Raw genomic sequence first — 20,556 nt, 5'->3', positions numbered from 1 at the left:
TGATTAGGAGCTGACGACGGGGGGGACCACGTTCTGGCGAACGTAGCTACGGTTGGAATCGCTCGTCAATCTTCGATGGCCGCGACAGCCGCGACATTCTTTCCGATTGGTGTTCGATTGTCGAAGATCAGTGGTTAGCGCAGCCCTGTCTTCTTGCCCCCCCCAACACATCACCGTGCAACCGCACGAAACTGCCGCATCCCTTTTGTTTCTTAATCTTAATCTTACTCTTAATCCTAATCTTCGCGACTTGGCTCCGGGTCCAGGTGCGGCGTGCGCGGACGAGAGTAAGATTAGGAGTAAGATTATGATTAGGAGCTGACGACGGGGTGGACCACGTTCTGGCGAACGTAGCTACGGTTGGAATCCCTCGTCAATCTTCGACGGCTACGTCAGTCGCGACATTCTTTTCGATTAGTGTTCGATTAGCGAAGATCAGTGATTAGCGCAGCCCAGTCTTCTTGACCACCCCAGCACATCACCGTGCAACCGCACGAAACTGCCGCATCCCTTTTGTTTCATAATCTTAATCTTACTCTTAATCCTAATCTTCACGACTTGGCTCCGGGTCCAGGTGCGGCGTGCGCGGACGAGAGTAAGATTGGGAGTAAGATTATGATTAGGAGCTGGCGACGAGGTGGACCACGTTCTGGCGAACGTAGCTACGGTTGGAATCCCTCGTCAATCTTCGATGGTCGAAACAGCCGCGACATTCTTTCCGATTCGTGTTCGATTAGCGAAGATCAGTGGTTAGCGCAGCCCAGTCTTCTTGACCCCCCAACACATTACCGTGCAACCGCACGAAACTGCCGCATCCCTTTTGTTTCTTAATCTTAATCTTACTCTTAATCCTAATCTTCGCGACTTGGCTCCGGGTCCAGGTGCGGCGTGCGCGGACGAGAGTAAGATTATGAGTAAGATTATGATTAGGAGCTGACGACGGGGGGGACCACGTTCTGGCGAACGTAGCTACGGTTGGAATCGCTCGTCAATCTTCGATGGTCGAAACAGCCGCGACATTCTTTCCGATTGGTGATCGATTAGTCGGCAAGAATACTGAATCCGCACGTGATAAATCGTATCTTCCATCGCCACCGAAATCAGGGCGCGGCAACGACTCGCTTCCTTATCAATTTTGCAACCTAAGCAGGGAGGCAGGAATGATTGGGTGAAATCCCGTTAGCCGCTTGGGCGTTAGCCCCGGTTGGACCGCTTGAACCGTGGCTAACGCCCATACGGCTAATCTACCGAAAGACTCCTGCCTACCTGCTTAGGCTCGAGCATTTCTAATTTTGATGTCGCTACCGTCGCTTGGCGTTAGGCCATGTTTTGGCGAACGCTGTCACCGTTGGAATGTTAAGTCATTTCACCAATGGTACTAATCATCATTTCCTTCCGCTGACGTGAATGGCATCGAGTCCTTGCTGCCTAGGAAAATAGGAGAGTGGGAGAGCAGATTGCAGAATGCAGAATGTAGATTAAACTCGCGTGAGGGGGGTGGGGTGTGCTGAAGGCGGGGGTCTCGATGTCCTACTTAAATTCTTCCTGAGGGTCGTATTGTTTTTAAGTCCAAGTACTCGTTCCCGACGCCCTTATAATCCTCACCCCATCCGTTGATTGTCCCAGGAAAACGGAGAGAATCATTGACCATCCTTAAAGCGCGGCCTAGTATGGCCACCATAACAGTCAGCGGACTGTTGTACATCTAACGTAGCCATTCAACTTGAATGGAAATGCAAAACGCGACCTCACCACGCTGTAATGGAAGTGGTTTTCGGGGGGCCTTTTGCGTGTGATCTCTGAGTACGCGATTTGGTTGATGCTTTTGTTAGAAGTGTCACCCATGTGGACGAAGTCTGTACAAAAATATGCACTCCTGCCTCCTGGTTCATCTCGCGGTTCGGCCGCTCATTGTTTACCTGGCGACTGCTTTGAGTCCCAACTTCGTACGTTCCTTTTTAGTACGTTGGGTGTCTCCTCTGTGGTTGGGGGGGGCATCGTGAGTAAACGCAAGCCTCGCAAAACCAGGCCGCCGATCGACAAGTCGAGGATCGAGGCAGCCAGTAAACGAGCGGGTTTGGCCGGTTCGGGCTCTTCGGATTCCGCTGGTAAACGCGCCCGTGGCAAACGCTCGCCATCCTCTGTGGCATCGAGTTCCTCCGCCGCTCGCGGCAATGTTTTCCAAGCCGCCCTGCAACGTGCAACCGGTCGCGGTGGTCGTCGTTTTTCCCGTCATCATGCTTCGAATGCCTCTTCGGTCTTGTTGCCCGCCGGTGATCATTTGGCCAAGCCCGTTTTTTGGTTGTGGGCGGCTGGGATTGCCTTTGCCTTTGTCTTCGCCTTTTGGCCGACCTGGGAATGGCTCGAGTTGCAATGGCGAAACGAGCCGGACTATTCACACGGTTACATCGTGATTCCGCTTTCGCTGATGTTGTTGTGGATGCGTTGGGATCAATTCCCCGGCGTCCGTCGCAATGTCGATTGGCGCGGCTTGTCATTGATCGGTCTGGGCGTCGGCATGCGAATCGTCGGACGTTTGGCTTACATGGATTTTATGGACGGTTGGTCACTGGTCCCACTGGTTGCCGGAATCGTCTGGTTGCTGTTGGGAGCCCCCGCGATGCGATGGGCGGCCCCGGCGATCTGTTTTCTGCTGATGTTGGTGCCTCTGCCGTATCGCGCCGAGAGTCTGCTCAGTTGGAATTTGCAAGGCGTTGCGACCACCCTTAGTACGATCATGTTGCGCATCCTAGGGTTGCCTGCGATCGCCGAAGGACACACGATTTGGGTCGATGACGACCAATTGATGATTGCCCAAGCTTGCTCGGGGCTCCGCATCTTTGTGGGGATGTTTGCGATGGCCTTTTTCTGGTGTGCCACCGTCCGGCGCAGTTGGATCGATCGCACCATCATCCTCGTTGCTGCACTGCCCATGGCATTGTGGGTGAACGCATTGCGGATCACCGCCACAGGCTACTTGTACGGTTGGTTCCCATCGCCCGCGTCCCGACATCTCATTCACGACTGGAGCGGTTATCTGATGATCCCGCTGGCCGCCGGATTGCTCTGGTGCGTCAAGGTTTTTTGGGAGCGGGTTTATCGTCCTGTCAAGATTCACGATCACACCGAGCGGCTACGCAGCAACGTCGTACCGTCTTGATCCCCATCGGCTCGGGATCCGGATCGAAGTCTCCGTTGGATCCCGAGCGAAGTTCACGTTCAATTTGTTTTTGACGGCCCCACGGATTCAACGATCGTCTTCGTTGGCTCCGCTCGCGGCCGGATCATGTCCGCAGCACGCATGCTGCGAACCTCACCCGTCATCGTTTTGGCAATTTTTGTCAGCTAAATAGGAATCACGAGTGGAAATGTCCCCCCATCCCAATGGCCCCGACTCGCGCCGCCAAAATTCCTCGGGTCGTGCCAAGGTCAAACGCAGCGCCCACGGTAACGATAAGTCGAACATCGAGTTTGACCCCAAATTGCTCTGGGTGACCGTGCGTCGTTGTTGGTTATGGGCGACCCCGATCGGATTGTCGTTAGCCGCGGCAGCGGCCTTTATCGTCTATTCCCGATTTGTGCCGATCTACCAAGCAACCCACCTGTTGGAAGCCAACCAAGATTACGTGGTGTTCCAAGGCGTCATGCCGACGTCGCGGAACTTGGCAGCAACCGAACGCCAACTGATCACCACCGATTTGGTGTTGGACAGCGTGTTGGCCGATGCCGAGGTGCAAGCGACCGGACTGTTTCAGAACAGCGAAGCGGCTAAGAATGCGTTGCGAGCGGGGTTAAGCATCGGCAATGCGGGAGTCGATTCGTTGCTGACGATCAGCTTCAAGCATGCCGATCCCGAAGTCGCTGCATTGGTTTGCAACAAGGTGACCGAGGCTTATTTGGTGCAACGAGACCGGCTCGATGGCGAACGTGTCTCCAACTTGGAAAGTTGGTTGGCGCCGTCGATCGAGCTTTGGAAAAGTGAAGTCCAAGCCCACGAGAAACGGGTCCGCGAATTGAGCAAAGCGGCACTCGGTTTTGATCCCACCCAACGCGTCGAAGGCCTTGAGAACGATCTTTCGATTCTGACCGGTTTGCGACGGGATTTGGCAAACTACATCGTGGAGGAATCGATTCTTGAAGCCAAAGTGGCGATGCACGAAGCGGGCGTCTCCGGCGAATCGGACCGCAATATTGAGTTGCCCAAACTTGAGATCCCCGAGCCGACGACCGCCGAGATCGATCGCTACGTCGAGTCCAGTGCAGAAGTGAGCCGATATGAAAATCGAGTGGCTCAGTTGCAAGGGATGATTCGCTCGATGGAAGATGGTGATTTGGTCCGCATTCAACGCGATCACTACGAGGGCTTAAAAACTCAGCTTGCCGACACCGAGGATGACTTGCGTCAAGCTCGCATCGACGTGCGGTCAACGGCGGTCGCGGAAATCAAAAGTGACGCCCTGGAGCTTGCCGAGCGAAACCGCAAGGCCCAGTTGGCTCAGTTAGAATTCAAACGAAAAGCCGAATTGAAATTGGGGCAACAGTCCGACCAACAACGATTGGCGGAACTGAAGGCCAAACGCGCGATCACGCAACAAGAATATGACAACGAAAAAGCACGCTTGGAAAAACAGGGTGGCAACTCCGCGGATCTAAAGTTTGCCCAGGAAGATCGCGAGGTCGCGGTCGGCATCCTGGCTCAATTGAATCAACGCGTCGCAGCGATTCGTACCGAGCGTCGACGCGGCAGCGGCGTGCACACGATGGCGGCGGCTAACACGCCGACGCGTCCTATCGAGCCGATGCCAACCAAGAACATGGTCGTCGTCGCTGCCGGTGCCTTTGCCATCCCCTTCCTGTTGGGCTTGCTCTGGGAATTCCGTACCCAACGAATCAGTGATGCCACCACCTTGGAATCCAAGGACGTGGCTCCCGTGATTGGCGAAGTCGCACGACTGCCCTCGAAGATTGGAGTCGGCAAACGCCAACGCGTCTTCGAAGAGAGTATCGATACGTTGAGGGCTAATTTGATGTTGTCCCGAGATACGGTCGGAGTCCGCTCGATCACCATCGCTAGCAGCATGTCGGGCGAAGGCAAAAGTAGTGTGTCCTCGCAATTGGCCATCTCATTGGCCAAGGCGTGCGGGAAAACCGTGCTGTTGATCGACGCCGACCTCCGCAGTCCCGATCAACACGCGATTTTTGGACTCGAGATGGGGGCCGGCTTGAGCAAGGTACTCTCCGGTGAGGTCGATTTTGACAATGCCATCGACCGCTCCCTCGGCGATCTGGTGCATGTGATGCCCGCCGGACAGCTTGACATGAGTCCGCACCGCTTGCTCAACGCATCGGCGCTGCGAGATTTGCTTGATCGAGCCCTCGAGCATTACAGCTACGTGGTGATCGACACCGCTCCGGTATTGGCCGCAGGTGAAACCCTGGCCATCGCAGCGGAGACGGATGCCACTTTGGTGTGTGTGATGCGTGACGTCAGCCGTAGCGATACCGTCGTGCGGAGCAGTCGTCGTTTGGAGGCCGCTGGTGCTAACGTCGTCGGCACTGTGTTTAGCGGCGTCCCCTACAGCAACTATGCCTACCGCTACGGCGACTATCGCTATTTGACGCCTAAGCACGATCGAGTGCCCGATGCGGTGGCTACACCTACGCCCGCAGGCATGCCGTTGCACGGCGGGATGAATGAGCAAAGTGTGTTGTAGCGACCCGTCGCCGATAAAGTCGTTGTTTGCTCCGCAAACAAAACGCGACGTAGGCAACCGATGCGAACCGGACGCTAACGCGGGGCGGCTGATTAAATCAACCGTTGTTTTTAAACATCTACCGAAGCCTCACGTTTTCGCACCCTCCCCACTTCCACTGACTTCTGCTGTGGTGTTTCCGCACCCCGCTTTGTCGTTTACTTATTAATTGCATGACTGAAGTTCAAAGAACCGTCAGCGAAAAACGCGCCCAACGAAGTGTTCGGTGGGAATGGAACACACCGTTGATATTCAAGTCGGTGGCGGCTTGTCTTGCACTGGCACTCGTGGCCAGTGTGTTGTACTGGATGCAATCTCGCCAAATCGCGTCGTCCGTGATGGACAAGGCCCAGGCGGCGGAAGCGAACCAGGATTGGGAGGAGCAAATTCGTTGGCTAAAACGATATCGTTTGCTGCATCCGGACGACAGTGAAGGGACGGTTTTGTTGGCATTGGCGGCCGATAACGCCGTCGACACGGCTCCCGCCAATCAACCCGAGCGGATCGAGCGGGCGCGTCGGACGCTGCGGGATGCACTGGCAAGTTTACAGCAGCAGGAACGCACACCCGATGCTGCGTCGCAGGAGTCTGGGCTGCGTCGTCGCTTGATCAAGCGTTTGTTGCAGTACGGGCCGCGTTATGCCGATGAAGCGGAACGCCAAATCATCCAATTGGCGCCGCCACACTTCGACGCAGAGATGCTGCGCAGCATGGCGCTGGCCCGCGTCGGGCAATTCGCTTTGGAAAACGACGATCATCGTGACCCGAAGAAACATGCCGAAAAAACGCAGTTTTGGCGATGGTTCTCGCAACAACCCCTCGGTGACGTCGTTCACATCGCCTGGGATGCCAATCGGGATGATCTCGATTTGGCCGCGACGTTGATCGACCAGTGTTTGAATCATCCTGAATCGTTCAGCCCGCCCAAGGAAGGTGCCGCAGCGAGCGCGTTGACTCAGTGGGTAGAGAAAGTCAGGGCCGAAGTCATCGCCCATCTCGAAGTGAAGCACGATAACGGTCACGCCCAATGGATCGTTTACCGGTACTTGCAACAAACGTCGCCCGAGCAGGCGCAAGAACGAATTCAATCGATCGTCGCTTCCGCACTCCGCCGCCTGCAGAACCACGCTGAGACAGAAAAGACTCAGCCGGCCTCCGACGCAACCTCGCTCGTTGCAACCTCGCCCGTTGCCGCCGCCTATTCGCCCCGCTGGGATTACGAACTGGTCCTGTTATCGACCGCCGCGGGGATTCAAGCGAATGCCACGGAAGCTCAGCAGTCGGTCGCCCGCGATCGACTCGATACCCTGATCACCTTGACCGAGATGGAGGTCCCGGCGGCGTTGATTGAAGCGGTCCATCTGCAACGCGGTCAACAACATTGGCGTGCCAACGAGCCGCAACAAGCGATCGAGCTGTGGCAACGTGGGATCACCCGTTTGGCCGATGATTCGTTGCAATTGCAACTCACCCACGCCTCGGCCTTGGCCGAACAGGGGACCGTTGCCGAGGCGACTGCGGCGATTTCGAAATTGTCCGGCTTGTTGCGCCGCAGCGCATCCGACTTGGCGGGGCCAACGGGAGCTCACATGACTCGCGGCCAGCGTGCCGCAGCGCAGAGCACTTTGGATCACGCCACCTGGAACATGCGTCTGCTGCGAGGCCAAATCGCCCTGCGTGAACACAAGCTGCAAACCGCCATCTCGCTACTGCACGCGGCGCTCGATTCTCAATTTCCCATGCCCGATGAACAACGCGTTCGCGCCGCCGTGTTGGTTGCGACGGCCTACGAGCGGTCGGGGGCTTGGGATTTAGCAGCGACCGCTTATGAGCGAGCGATCCATTTGGATCCGGGCAACCCTCAATACCGCGTCGACGCCGCCCGCGCCTGGGCGGCCTCCGGAGACACGAATCGCTCGCGCCAACAATGGCAATCGATCGGCGGCACGTCGCTGGGAGTGTTGGTCGCCCGCGCTCAAGCGTTGGTCCGGGTTCAAATGGCATTGCCTCCGGCACAGCGAGATTTTGCTGCCGTGACGCGGGATCTGGAAAAACTACGTCGATCGGTGGCCCAGTTGCCGGATTCCCAAGCCGCCGAGCGGGGGCAACTCGAAGCTCAATTGGAATTGTTGGCGCTCGCGATCCCCGATTCCGAAAACGGACAACAACGCGAACAAGCGATCGATCGGTTGGCCACGCTGGCCGAACGCTTCCCCAAAAACACGGAATTGCAATCGGTCGCCGCGCTCAGTCTGGCGACGGCCGGGCAAGCACAACGCTCTCAAGCCGCGATGGAGCGACTACGCCAAATCGTGGGCGACGATGCGCTCACCTATCATAAAACGCTCGCACGCTGCTTGGTCGCCGCCGGTTCACGTGATGAAGCGATCCAACAGTTGGTCCAACACGCCGAAGCCATTCCCGCCGACGCGGCGGAGTGTTTGACGTTGGCAGCTGATATCGCGCAAGCCAAACAAGCGTCCCGCAAACCAGCCGGAAATCAGCAAGATGCCGGCGGGCCCAGTGAGCTCGGCGGTCTCGGCCCCGCGGAATTGCTGGGCCGCATTCCCGAAGACCAGCGGACGCCCGAGCATCTGTTTCGCTTGTTCACGTTGGCGTTGGCCAACCCAACGTTAGCCAACCCAGCCGATCCAGCTGCGACCGCCAATCCCGTGGGCGACTCCGATTCGCCGTTTCGCGAGGCGCTCCGATGGGAACAAGAACTCCGCCAATACGAAGGCGAACAGGGTTCATGGTGGCGATTGGCCCAGGCGACGCGATTGCAAGCCGAATGGGATCGATTGGACGCAAACGATCCCAAGCGAAGTCGCTTGTTAGGAACCGCCAGTGAGTTACAAACCGCAATTCGTAACACCCGACCTCGCTGGGGCCTGGGGCTGTCGTTGGAAGGCACGATCGCGGCCCGGTTGGGCGAATCCCAACGCGCCATCGACGCGCTCCGCCGGGGAATCGACAGTGGTGACCAACGCGTCACCACGCTGTTGCTATTGGTCGACCAACTCAATCGTGCCAATCGGGTCGCCGAGGCCGAGGCGGAATTGAGCCGCTTTGAACGGATGCTCGATACCCATTCCACGATCACCGCCTTGGCAGTCGCGATCGCAGCTAAAAAAGGAGATTACTCGCAAGGGTTGGATCTTGCCCGGGCGGGAACGAAACACAATCCAGGCGACACCAATGCTTGGCTGATCTTGGGACAAACCGCCGCGCGTGCCGCCCAAGCGACCGAGCAAACCGAAACGCGAGCGAGGTTGGTCGGCGAGGCCAAACAAGCCTATGACCAAGCCTTAGCCGCCTCGGGCGACAGCTCGCTGCAGGCCTACCAATTGCGAGTGCGTTTGCAAGCGGCGTTCTTTGGCAACGAGGAAGTCCACTTGGAATTGCAGCAAGCACTCCGCAGCAAGATCGCCGAACCGACACGGTCGTTGTTTGTCGGGTTGGCCTATGTCGAACTCAACGATTTTGCCGCCGCGTTGCCCGCGTTAAACCACGCCTTGCAGGTCGCCCCCCAGGATCCCAACGTCTATGTGGCGCTGTCCCAGTACCATCAAGCTCGCCGCGAAGATCCGAAAACGATCGAAATGCTGGAGCAGGCCTACCAATTAGCGCCCGACCGCGCGGACATTCGTAACCGTTTGGCCTTGACGATCGCGCTACGCGACGGAGGCAACGTCCCCTGGGAACGACTCGCCGAATTATTGAAAAACGAAACCGCCGCCTCATCGCAAAATCAATTGCTGTATGCATTGATCCTGATCAATCGTGGTGATCAAGAGCAACAACGCGAGGCCGCTGCGATCTTGGATCGATTGATCCGCACCGGTGGCCACGACAGCGATGATGCGATGCGGATGTTGGCGGCGTTGGAGCGGCGGCGATGGGCGAATGCCAAAGGTGGTCCCCAATCCCCCGATGCGCAACGCGCGTTCGCCGAAGCTCGTCGCCACTACACCGCATTGACGCGGCGCGATGAACCCGAGGTGATGGACCTCTATCGATTTGCCGACTTGCTGCTGCGAGCTGACCAAATCGCCGACGTCGCTCCCTTGGCCGATCGACTCGATGCGATCAGCAATGGGGCCCCGATCGGGTTGGATATTCGCTTGCGGTTGGCCCGCAAGCAGGGCGACGACGTCCGGGCGGCGGAGTTGACGAAGGCGTGGACCGAACAAACCGTCCAATCCGGCACCATGCTGCAAGCCGGAGCCTGGGAAACCGCCGGTCGCACGCTCTCGAATCTCGGCTATCACGAAGAAGCACTGGAGTGGTTGGAACAGGCCTACCAAGAAAATCGTGATACGTTTCGTGTCTTCGTGATTGCTTTGGCTCGCGGAAAGCAATTCCCCCGCGCGTTGGAAATCTGTCAAGCACACTACCAAGCCACTCGCCAACCCGACGCGGTCGCGTTGATGGCCGACGTGGTCACGATCCAAGGGGACATTCAAAACGTGCCCGCCGAGATCGATGCGATCTTCGACGATGCGATCAAGCGTTTCGCCAACGTGCCGCGTTTGATCGAATCGATCGCCACGCTGCGACTTTCGCAACAACGCTATCCCGAAGCCGTTGCCCTCTATGAAAAAGCGGAGCAATTGGCGCCCGATAACGTTCGCGTGCTGAATAACTTGGCGATGGCGCTCTCCGAAATCGCAGGGCGTGAAGCCTCCGCGGTGTCCCGAATTCAAAAAGCGATCGATTTGTATGGCCGCAGTCCGGAATTGTTGGACACCCAAGGCTTGGTGCTGCTACGGAACGGCCGCATCGACGAAGCGATCTCGATTCTGCGTGAAGCCACGTCCGGTTCAGACGACCCACGTTATCGATTCCATTTGCTGATGGCGTTGATGCGGGCCGGAGACAAAGTGGAATCGCGAGCCCAATGGGCCAAGTTGAATGTACGGGCGCTCAAGGAAACGGTCCTGACCCCGGCCGAGCGTCGCGATTTTGAAATCATGCAACAAGAATTCGCCAACCGCCAAAGCTCCTAAGCAGGTAGGCAGGAGTCTTTTCCGTAGATTAGCCGTTTTGACGTTAGCCACGGTTCAAGCGGTTCAACCGGGGCTAACGCCCAAGCGGCTAATGGCATTTCACCCAATCATTCCTGCCTCCCTGCTTAGAACGATACAAAAGCCCCAACGGGGCGGCCCTATGTCAGCCCAGGGCAGAACGCAGCGTCACCCTGGGTTAACTCGTCCACCAAGTAACCACCATGTCTGAATCTTCAACGTCGGATCCCGCAACGCCTGATTCTCCCACGCCCGAGCAAGTCGCTCCGGCCGAGGGAGGCACACGACTGCTCAATCGCACTCCCGCTTTGTTCGTCTGCGTGTTGGCGATTCTGGGCTCGGGAATCGCACACGGCTATCTCGATGGCCGTTGGGTCGATCAACCGAACCTGCAACGCATCGGCGATCAATTAACAACGTTGCCGAATCGAGTCGGTGACTGGGAACTCACGACCGTCGGTGCCTTGGACGAGCAAGCCCAACGGACGCTGCAATGTCATGGATCGCTGGTCCGTGAATATTGGAACCCCGTCACGGGGCAGCGCGTCAACGTGGCCGTTTTGTTTGGTCCTCGCGGCCCGATCGCGGTGCACGTCCCCGAGATTTGTTACAGCAGCCAGGGGACTCAGCCGAGTGGCCCGCGGGCGGTCCAGACGATCCAGAGTGGCAGCGACGATCACTCGTTGTGGAGTGTCCAATTCCGCAGCGTCGATGCTGAAGAACCTCATTTGGAAGTTTGGTATGGCTGGAGCGATGGCGGCCATTGGCAAGCGGCCAAGTATCCACGCGTCTGGATGACCGACCGTTTGTACAAGATCCAAGTGGCGGGCCAGCCTGGCGAAGAGGGACAACCCTCCGCTGTCGAACGTTTTCTCGAAGAATTTTTGCCCGCCTTGAATCAAGCCCTCGCACCGCCCGCTTGATTCGCCGTTGTCGTCGGCGCCGCAGGGCGGTGACGACAGCCCTACCCCTAACGGTGTTGTGAACCCAATCACCGTCATTTAACTCTCCATGATTTGCAACGTGAAGCTCGTCCGATAGCGGACTCGCAGGAACAGATTGGATGTCTGTCCCCCACGAGAAAACCACTGTCGTTCTGAGGTGAAAAAAAAGGAAAAACTCAAGGATGCCTACGATTCAAGAATTGTTGCCGGAAGCGCACTTTGCCCCGCCGCACGCGGGAGCCCGAGTGACGGCTTTGCCCGAACAACACCGACGCTATCGCTATTTTTCCCGAAAGTATCAAATTGAGCGTGTGATTGGGATCGGATTGTTGATTCCGGCGTTACCGGTGATTGCGATTTGTTGGGCCGCGGTTCGGTTGACCTCCAAAGGCCCCGGTTTGTATCGGCAAACGCGAGTCGGTTATCGCGGTCAACCGTTTGAAGTGATCAAGTTGCGAACGATGCGGATCGACGCGGAAGCCAACGGTCCCCAGTGGTCGTCCAAAGGAGACCCGCGGATCACGCGATTGGGACGGGCGTTACGTACGTTGCATCTCGATGAGTTGCCGCAATTGATCAATGTTGCTCGCGGCGAGATGGTGTTGGTCGGCCCGCGGCCCGAACGCCCCGAGTTTGTCGAGTTGTTGACCGATCATGTCCCCGGCTACAAACGACGTTTGATCGTCAAGCCCGGGATCACCGGTCTGTCGCAAATCAATTTGCCCCCGGACACCGATCTGCGCAGTGTCGAGCGGAAACAGATTCTCGATTTGCATCACATCGATCACGCCCACTCTTGGTTCGACATGCGGATGATCATGTTGACCGCATTACGTGTGATCAGCATCAGCAACACACGATTGACGCGTTTGATGAAATTGGACCACCATCATTTGCTGGCTGAATTTCCCGTTGAAAACATGGACCGCAAAACGGTCACGTTGCAAGAGTTATTGAACGAAACACAGCGGCAGAAAGAGTGGGAGCTCGGTGGCGTCGGTGGCTGGGAATCCGAGGATTCTGAGGACGAAGATTGGCAAGACGACGCGTATTCAGTCCAACAACCCCGCTAGGTTGGAGACACGGAGACACGGAGACACGGAGACACGGAGACACGGAGACACGGAGACACGGAGACACGGAGACAAGGAGACAAGGAGACAAGGAGACAAGGAGACAAGGAGACAAGGAGACAAGGAGATTGGAGATTGAAGATTGAAGATTGAAGATTGAAGATTGAAGATTGAAGATTGAAGATTGAAGATTGAAGATTGAAGATTGAAGATTGAAAAAGTTAAATTGAAAATTGCAGAATGTAACATGGAGGGATCAGTGCTGAGGGTTGTGGAACGCCCCGCGGCCGGTGCAGATCTTTCACCACCCGACGCGTAAGCGATGGACCGCGTCCGCTACGAACACAAAGCCCCAACGGGGCGCCCCTACGATCTCCCCGCTCCCCACTCCCCGCTCCCCACTCCCCACTCCTTCACTCCCCCTCTCCTTGTCTCCTTGTCTCCTTGTCTCTCCCTCCCCCACTTCCCCACATCCTTAGCGTCGACGTCGAAGACTACTTTCAAGTCTCGGCGTTTGAGCACCGGATCACGCGTGACGAGTGGCCGACGCTGCCGTGTCGTGTCGAGGCGAGCACGGATCGGTTGTTGCAATTGTTTGCCGATCACGACGTGCATGGCACCTTTTTCGTCCTCGGCTGGGTCGCCCGTCGGTATCCGGAATTGGTCCGCCGGATTGCACAGGCCGGGCACGAGTTGGCGTCGCACGGTTATTGGCACCGGTTGGTTTATGACTTAACGCCCGAGGCGTTTCGGCAAGACATTCGGGACAGTCGCGAAGCGATCGGGGATGCGGCGGGCGTCGCCGTGACCGCTTATCGGGCGCCCAGTTTTTCGATCACCGAGCGCTCGATGTGGGCGCTCGACGTGCTGGTCGAAGAAGGCTTCACGGTGGACAGTAGTATTTTTCCGATCCGTCACGACCGGTACGGGGTCCCCGACGCGCGTCCCGAGGTGCACCAGCGGCAAACCGCTGCGGGACCGATTGTTGAAGTGCCACCGACAGTGGGAACGCTGGGGAAATTCAAGGTGCCGATTGGAGGCGGGTATTTTCGCTTGTTTCCACTGGCAGTGACCCAGCGTGCGATCGACTCGGTAGCGGCTCAGCAGCGGCCAGCGATGTTGTACTTGCATCCGTGGGAGATCGATCCCGATCAACCGCGGATCGAAGGCGTAGGGATGCGCAGTCGATTCCGGCACTACGTCGGATTGCGGCGCACTGAATCGAGGCTGCGGAGTTTATTGCAAAGCCACCGTTTTACCACGATGAGCAACGTGCTAGCGCAATTAGCAATCAGCAAATAGTCTCCCTCCGTGTCTCCGTGTCTCCGTGTCTCCCACTCTCCCCCACTCCTCACTCCTTACTCCTTACTCCTTACTCCTCACTCTCCAAACTTGCCCTCCACCGCCAAACGTTCGCTACTGATGCTAACGCATCGGGTTCCGTTTCCGCCTGATCGCGGAGACCGGATTCGCTCGTGGAACCTGCTACGTCATCTGTCAGAGCGTTTTGAGATTTCGCTCGGCTGTGTGACCGAAGAGGCTGTGAGTGATGAGACGCGATCGCGACTCGAAGCGGTATGTCGTCGCGTGTCGATCGCGCCGATCGGATCGCGGATGAAATGGTGTCGCGCCGGACTTGCCGCCGCTCGCGGGGGAGGGTTAACGGAAGGCTTGTTTTGGTCCCCCCAGCTCGCGGGAACTCTGGACGATTGGGCGCTGCGAGAATCGTTTGCCGGAGTGTTGGTGTATTGCAGTGGGATGTTGCGATACACGCGTCGCGAGTCGCTTTGTCGACTGCCACGCTTCGTTGATCTGGTCGATGTCGACAGTGAAAAGTTCTACGCCTACGCCGCCAAGGGACCACGATGGAAACGGTGGTTGTACCGCTGCGAGGCTGGCCGCGTCCGGGCGCTGGAGCATGAAGCGGTCCGCACGTCCAAGGCGGTGATGTTGGTCAGTGATGCTGAAGCCGCGTTATTGCGCAGCACGTTGCCGCCCGGCGAGTATCCGATTCACGGCATCGCCAACGGCGTCGACATCGACTATTTCTCACCGCCCCCCACCCCCGTCCCCCTACCCTCCCCTTCACAACCAGCCCCCACCGTCCCTTCCCCGAGCAACCCTCCCCCCACCGTCCCGTCCTCCACCACCGTCCCTTCTTCCTCCGTCCCTCCTTCCTCCGTCCCTCCTTCCACCGTCCCTCCTTCCACCGTCCCTCCTTCCACCGTCCCTCCCACCACCGTCCCTCCTTCCACCGTCCCTCCCACCACCGTCCCTCCCACCCCCATCCCTCCTTCCACCATCCCTCCTTCCACCATCCCTTCTTCTTCCCCACTCCCCACTTCCCACTCCTCACTCCTTACTTCCTCCCCCTCCCCCTCTCCCTCTCTCCCCCTCTCCGTGTCTCCTTGTCTCCCCCCTTCCCCCCTTCCCCCCCTTCGTCTCGTCTTCGTCGGGGTGATGAATTACCCGCCCAATGTCGAAGCGATTGAGTGGTTTGTGGAGCGGGTATGGCCAGCGGTACGGGAGCGAAATGGGGATGCGGTCTTGGAGGTGGTGGGCAAGAGTCCATCGGCAGCGATTGAGCGATTGGGAGAGCGAGCGGGAGTGAATGTGGTGGGCGCGGTTGCGGACGTACGTCCTTATTTACGGTCAGCGGATATGGTGATTGCGCCGCTACAGATTGCGCGTGGGATTCAGAACAAGGTGCTTGAGGCGATGGCGATGGGGCGAGCGGTGATCGCGTCACCCGAGGCAGCGACGGGGATCGAGGCGGTCGATGGCGTGCACTTGCGAGTGGCAAAGACGCCCGAGCAATGGATCGAGAGGATCCAAGAGTTGAGCGAAGATGATGGCTTGCGAGAGCGGATGGAGAGCGAGTCGCGGCGATTGGTTTGCGATGCGTACACATGGAGTGCAACGCTGGGCCGACTCGACCCGTTGTTCGATACCCACATGCCCCTTTCGAGCCACTAGAGCATTTTCAAAAATGACGAGGGCTTCAAACCGTAGCTACGTTCGCCAGAACGTGGACCACCTGTCGTCACCTCATAATCTTAATCTTACTCCTAATCTTAATCCCGTCCGCGCAAGCCACACTGGACTGGAGCCAAGTCGTGAAGATTAGGATTAAGAGTAGGATTAAGATTAAGAAACAAAAGGGATGCGGCAGTTTCGTGCGGTTGCACACTGATGTGTTGAGTGGCCAAAAAACCTTGGCTGCGCGAACACTGATCTTCGCTAATTGAACACTAATCGGAAACGTGTAGTGGCTGTCTTAGACGTTGATCTGGCCATCGAAGATTGGCGAGGGCTTTCAACCGTAGCTACGTTCGCCAGAACGTGGTCGACCCTGTCGAGCGACACGACCTACAGAAAAATTGGATAACCCCAAGCACGCGATCCGCCTTAATCTTCCTGTCGAATCATCGCTAATAGGAACCGCGTGCTGCTGCCGTTCTCGAAGCCCATGCCGGAAATGAGAACAGGAAAATGGGGGACAGAAAAATTGGAAAACCCCAAGCACGCGATCCGCTTTCATTTTCCTGTCACTCCATCTTTCTGTTAAAACCATTCGCGCGTCGGCACGTCGTCCGAGAGCCCAAGCCCGAAGACCGGCAAAAAGATTGGGGGCAAAAAAATGAGAATGCCCCAAAACCTGACCTGCTTTAATCTTCCTGTCGAATCAGCGCTATTAGGAACCGCGTGCTGCTGCCGTTCCCGAAGCCCCTGCCCGAAATGAGAACAGGAAAATGGGGGACAGAAAGATGAGAAAACCCAAGCACGTGATCCGCTTTCATTTTCCTGTCACTCCATCTTTCTGTTAAAACCTTTCGCGCGTCGGCACGTCGTCCCAGAGCCCATGCCCGAAGACCGGCAAAAAGATTGAGGGCAAAAAGATGAGAATGCCCCAAAACCCGACCTGCTTTAATCTTCCTGTCGAATCAGCGCTATTAGGAACCGCGTGCTGCTGCCGCACCCGTAGCTGCGTTCGCCAGAACGCGGACCACCGTCGAGCGACACGACCTACAGAAAAATTGGAAAACCCCCAAACACGCGATCCGCTTTCATTTTCCTGTCCCTCCATCTTTCTGTTAAAACCTTTCGCGCGTCGGCAGAGTCTCGCGAGCCCGCTGCCTCGGCAAACTCGCCCGGCCGTTCTCAAAGCCCCTGCCCGAAATGAGAACAGGAAAATGGGGGACAGAAAAATTGGATAACCCCAAGCACGCGATCCGCTTTCATTTTCCTGTCCCTTCATCTTCCTGTTAAAACCTTTCGCGCGTCGGCACGTCGTCCCAGAGCCCAAGCCCGAAGACCGGCAAAAAGATTGAGGGCAAAAAAATGAGAATGCCGCAAAACCTGACCTGCCTTTATCTTCCTGCCTACAACTAGGCATCGCTCGCCCCCGCGCCCCCGCCACTAGCCACTTCCCACTAGCCACTCTCCTATGCCCCGTTCCCAATCGCCTCCACCGGCTCCTCGCCTCGCCGCTCCCGTCCGGGTTGGTTTTGTCATGCATGTGATGCAGGTGGCGGGAGCAGAGGTGTTGGTCAAGCAGATCATTGAGCGGTTGGCGGGTCAGATCGAAGCGACGGTGTTTTGCCTGGACGGGCTGGGGGAACTGGGGCAACAATTGCTGGACGCTGGCGTGCCAGTGGTCGTGTTGGGACGCAAACCGGGACTGGACCGCCAGGTCGCCCGCAAGTTGGGGGAAGAGGTTCGTCGGCGGCAGATTGAGGTGTTGCACGCGCATCAATACACGCCGTTTTTCTATTCCGCGTTAGCGCGGATGGTACACCGGGTGCCAGTGAAAATTTTGTTCACCGAGCATGGGCGTCATTATCCCGATATCGTCTCACCCAAACGTCGCTGGGTGAACCGGTTGTTGCTGCAGCGTTATGCGGACGCCGCGACCGCGTGTTGTGACTTCAGCACCGAGGCGCTGCGGCGAATCGAAGGTTTTCCAGCCGCGGTGACGTTGCCCAACGGAGTCGACTTAAGTCAATTGCCACCACGCGGTAACGAGGAAGCACAGTCCGAGCTACGTCGCCGACTTGGGCTCGATCCCGACCGGCCTTACGCCGCGTGCGTAGCCCGCTTTCACTCCGTCAAAGACCATGCGACCTTGGTCCGAGGTTGGCATCGAGTGCACCAGCAACTGCCCCATGCCAAGCTGTTACTGGTCGGTGACGGCCCCGAACGCAAAAACATCGAGCAACAAATCCAACAACTCGCTGCATCTCCCCCTCTTTCTTCCTCCTCACTCCTCACTCCTCACTCCTCACTTGCCCCTTTCGCCGATTCGATTGAATTCTGGGGCATACGCTCTGACGTCGCAGAGATCTTGCGGGCGGTGGACGTGTTCACGTTGACGAGTGTATCGGAGGCGGCGTCGTTAACGTTGCTGGAGGCGATGGCCAGTGGTTGTGCGTCGGTGGTAACGGACGTGGGGGGCAACGGCGAGCATTTGCGAGCCGGGGTGGATGGTTTTTTGGTCCCGCGAGCGGACGATAAGGCGTTGGCCGATCGGATGGTCGAGTTGTTATCGGACCGCGAGAAATCGGCCGCACTGGGCCGAGCAGCCCGAGAGCGAGTGGTGGAGCGATTCGATTTGAATCAAGTGGTTGACGAGTACGCCAAGCATTATCAAGCGATAACCGAGAGGTAAGCAAAGGTCAAAGGGTGACAAGAGAGCTTCCAGCCGTAGCTACGTTCGCCAGAACGTGGTCCACCCCGTCGTCAGCTCCTAATCTTAATCTTACTCCTAATCTTGATCCCGTCCGCGCACGCCAGACCAAGCCCCGGAGCCAAGTCGTGAAGATTAGGATTAAGAGTACGATTAAGATTAAGAAAGAAAAGCGGTGCGGCTGTTTCGTGCGGTTGCACGGTGATGTGTTTGGGTGGTCAAGAAGACTTGGCTGCGCGAACCACTGATCGGAAAGCATGTAGCGGCTGATTCGGCCGTCGTAGATTGACGAGGAATTCCAACCGTAGCTACGTTCGCCAGAACGTGGTCCACCCTGTCGTCAGCTCTTAATCATAATCGTACTCCTAATCTTAATCCCGTCCGCGCACGCCCCGCTGGCCCCGGAGCCAAGTCGTGAAGATTAGGATTATGAGTAAGATTAAGATTAAGAAAGAAAAGCGGTGAGGCCGTTTCGTGCGGTTGCACACGGATGTGTTGGGTGGTCAAGAAGTCTTGGCCGCGCGAACCACTGATCTTCGCTAATCGAACACTAATTGGAAAGCTTGTAGCGGCTGATTCGGTCGTCGAAGATTGACGTGGGCTTGAGCAAAATCCATTACGTACTGACCGCGGAGCGGTCAACGACTTTGCCCCAACGGGGCCGAACTCCGGTGGGCGATTATGGATCATACCGAGTCACTCCCGCCTAGCTGTTTGGTCGGGCGATCACGCATTGCGGAAACTCGTAAAATAGCATGGCTGATGTAACCACGATGGTGAGCGAACGGAATAAAATCGAACCGATGACTTTGGTAAAACAGCCCGGCGCAATCCCGTCCGGTGCTCACCATTTTGCAACACTCGATTGGGTACGTGGATTCGCAGCGCTCTGGGTGTTTGCTTTTCATTATTCCTTTTCCACGCGTTTTGTAGAGACGTTTCCAAGGCTCCATGAGTTTTTCCAACTTGGGCATCTGGGCGTCCCCATTTTCTTTGTGGTCTCAGGTTTCTGTATTGCATCGGCAGTCGCAGGGACGCGTCGACGTGGTTCCGGAGTACGAGACTTTGCATGGCGAAGATTTCGTCGTATCTATCCAACATTTTGGTTTTCGATCGGTGTGGTGATTTCAATTCCGCTAGTGATGGAGATGCTTAGCTTTTTCAAATCAGGAGAGTTTGCATCGCTCGATCCCGAAGTCACCAGCAACGGTTGGCTGTCGTATGGGGTCGTGGATTGGCTGGGATTGGTAACGTTGACAAAAGTTTTTTCTCCCGATGAAGGCATCAGAGCTCTGCATGTGAAATTCAACACGATCAATGCCGTCTATTGGACGCTGGCCATTGAGGTGCAGTTCTATATGGTTGCCGCCATTGCCGTTTTTAAGCGTGTTTCCTTTCCTTGGCTCATTGTGTTGGTGACCTGTGTGTCTGGGATTTTTCTCAATCAATTTCCGCATGACCGATCCGGTTTGTTTCTACCTTATTGGCCGATGTTTGCCGCAGGGACGTTGCTTTATTTCGTCGTGGATCGGGGATGGGATGCCACTCGAATGATGGGGCGTTGGCCGCGTTTGGTACTGCTGTGTGGCTTGCCGTTGCTAATGTTTGCATTGAATCAGCACTCGTTCCTTTTTTGCGGTGTTTGTGCAGTTTGGCTTTGGGTTCTCAAGTCATTTGATGCTAGGTTGGGGTCACTTCAGGGTGCAACTTCACTTCCCATACGAGCGATGGCCTTCATGATGGGACTTTTGGGTGCAATGTCCTATTCGGTTTATTTGATTCATCAACGCGTACAGTACTTGTCCGCCCAAATTGCTTGGCAAGTGTTTGCACCGGAAAGCATTGCTTTTGATCTGCTCGTGATCTTGATCACGCTCTTGTTCTGTTTCGGTTTCTACCTCGTTGCCGAGCGACCTTTCGTGAGATCGTCACGTTCACCGTTGGCAAACAAACGAGCGAATGGATTGTCGGAACGTGAACAAGTTGATCCGTTAAACACACCCGTTGTCCCCGCAGCGAACTGATCAATTTGGTTCCATAAAAGGAAGTCGCATCCAATGGTTGCCAGAGAGA

Annotated in this window: 9 protein-coding genes; all 9 read left to right on the top strand. The window is 56.7% G+C overall.

Translation table 11 applies throughout. The annotated features are described in order from the left end of the window. Positions 1–1,999 precede the first annotated feature (1,999 nt). The 9 genes from Pla52o_RS19685 to Pla52o_RS19635 all read left to right on the top strand — a co-directional run bounded on the left by Pla52o_RS19685 (position 2,000) and on the right by Pla52o_RS19635 (position 20,507). Positions 2,000–3,160 (top strand): exosortase/archaeosortase family protein, encoded by a 1,161-nt coding sequence (locus Pla52o_RS19685; protein ID WP_231612487.1) that lies wholly within the window; start codon positions 2,000–2,002, stop codon positions 3,158–3,160. Positions 3,161–3,368: 208 nt separating this feature from the next. Beyond that, a complete protein-coding gene (locus tag Pla52o_RS19680) occupies positions 3,369–5,714 on the top strand; it encodes a polysaccharide biosynthesis tyrosine autokinase (protein ID WP_231612491.1) in 2,346 nt (781 codons plus the stop codon). A 212-nt stretch (positions 5,715–5,926) separates the two neighbouring features. Further along, positions 5,927–10,762 carry a tetratricopeptide repeat protein gene (locus Pla52o_RS19675; RefSeq protein WP_146596322.1) on the top strand — a complete coding sequence of 1,612 codons (4,836 nt, stop codon included), beginning with the start codon at positions 5,927–5,929 and terminating at the stop codon, positions 10,760–10,762. 221 nt (positions 10,763–10,983) lie between these two features. Beyond that, positions 10,984–11,703, top strand: coding sequence for an exosortase-associated EpsI family protein (locus Pla52o_RS19670; protein WP_146596321.1), 720 nt, complete (start codon positions 10,984–10,986; stop codon positions 11,701–11,703). 203 nt (positions 11,704–11,906) lie between these two features. Next, positions 11,907–12,797 (top strand): sugar transferase, encoded by an 891-nt coding sequence (locus Pla52o_RS19665; protein ID WP_146596320.1) that lies wholly within the window; start codon positions 11,907–11,909, stop codon positions 12,795–12,797. 444 nt (positions 12,798–13,241) lie between these two features. After that, entirely contained in the window at positions 13,242–14,099 is an 858-nt protein-coding gene (locus Pla52o_RS19655; protein ID WP_146596319.1) for an XrtA system polysaccharide deacetylase, read from the top strand. 120 nt (positions 14,100–14,219) lie between these two features. Beyond that, positions 14,220–15,773, top strand: coding sequence for a glycosyltransferase (locus tag Pla52o_RS27070; RefSeq protein WP_197169377.1), 1,554 nt, complete (start codon positions 14,220–14,222; stop codon positions 15,771–15,773). 1,471 nt (positions 15,774–17,244) lie between these two features. Next, complete coding sequence (locus Pla52o_RS19640) at positions 17,245–18,465, top strand: glycosyltransferase (protein ID WP_146596317.1); 1,221 nt, start codon at positions 17,245–17,247, stop codon at positions 18,463–18,465. 821 nt (positions 18,466–19,286) lie between these two features. Further along, positions 19,287–20,507: an acyltransferase family protein gene (locus Pla52o_RS19635; protein ID WP_197169376.1), complete on the top strand. Its 1,221-nt coding sequence runs from the start codon at positions 19,287–19,289 to the stop codon at positions 20,505–20,507. Positions 20,508–20,556 lie beyond the last annotated feature (49 nt).

Origin of the sequence: Novipirellula galeiformis (assembly GCF_007860095.1) — a bacterium.
Taxonomy (GTDB): domain Bacteria; phylum Planctomycetota; class Planctomycetia; order Pirellulales; family Pirellulaceae; genus Novipirellula; species Novipirellula galeiformis.
Note: the sequence above shows the minus strand (reverse complement) of the source record. Positions and strands in the feature narration are given on the sequence as shown.

Coding starts and splice junctions, on each gene's coding strand:
- Pla52o_RS19680 (WP_231612491.1), top strand. CDS start 3,369: ATGTCCCCCCATCCCAATGGCCCCGACTCGCGCCGCCAAAATTCCTCG.
- Pla52o_RS19675 (WP_146596322.1), top strand. CDS start 5,927: ATGACTGAAGTTCAAAGAACCGTCAGCGAAAAACGCGCCCAACGAAGT.
- Pla52o_RS19670 (WP_146596321.1), top strand. CDS start 10,984: ATGTCTGAATCTTCAACGTCGGATCCCGCAACGCCTGATTCTCCCACG.
- Pla52o_RS19665 (WP_146596320.1), top strand. CDS start 11,907: ATGCCTACGATTCAAGAATTGTTGCCGGAAGCGCACTTTGCCCCGCCG.
- Pla52o_RS27070 (WP_197169377.1), top strand. CDS start 14,220: ATGCTAACGCATCGGGTTCCGTTTCCGCCTGATCGCGGAGACCGGATT.
- Pla52o_RS19640 (WP_146596317.1), top strand. CDS start 17,245: ATGCCCCGTTCCCAATCGCCTCCACCGGCTCCTCGCCTCGCCGCTCCC.
- Pla52o_RS19635 (WP_197169376.1), top strand. CDS start 19,287: ATGACTTTGGTAAAACAGCCCGGCGCAATCCCGTCCGGTGCTCACCAT.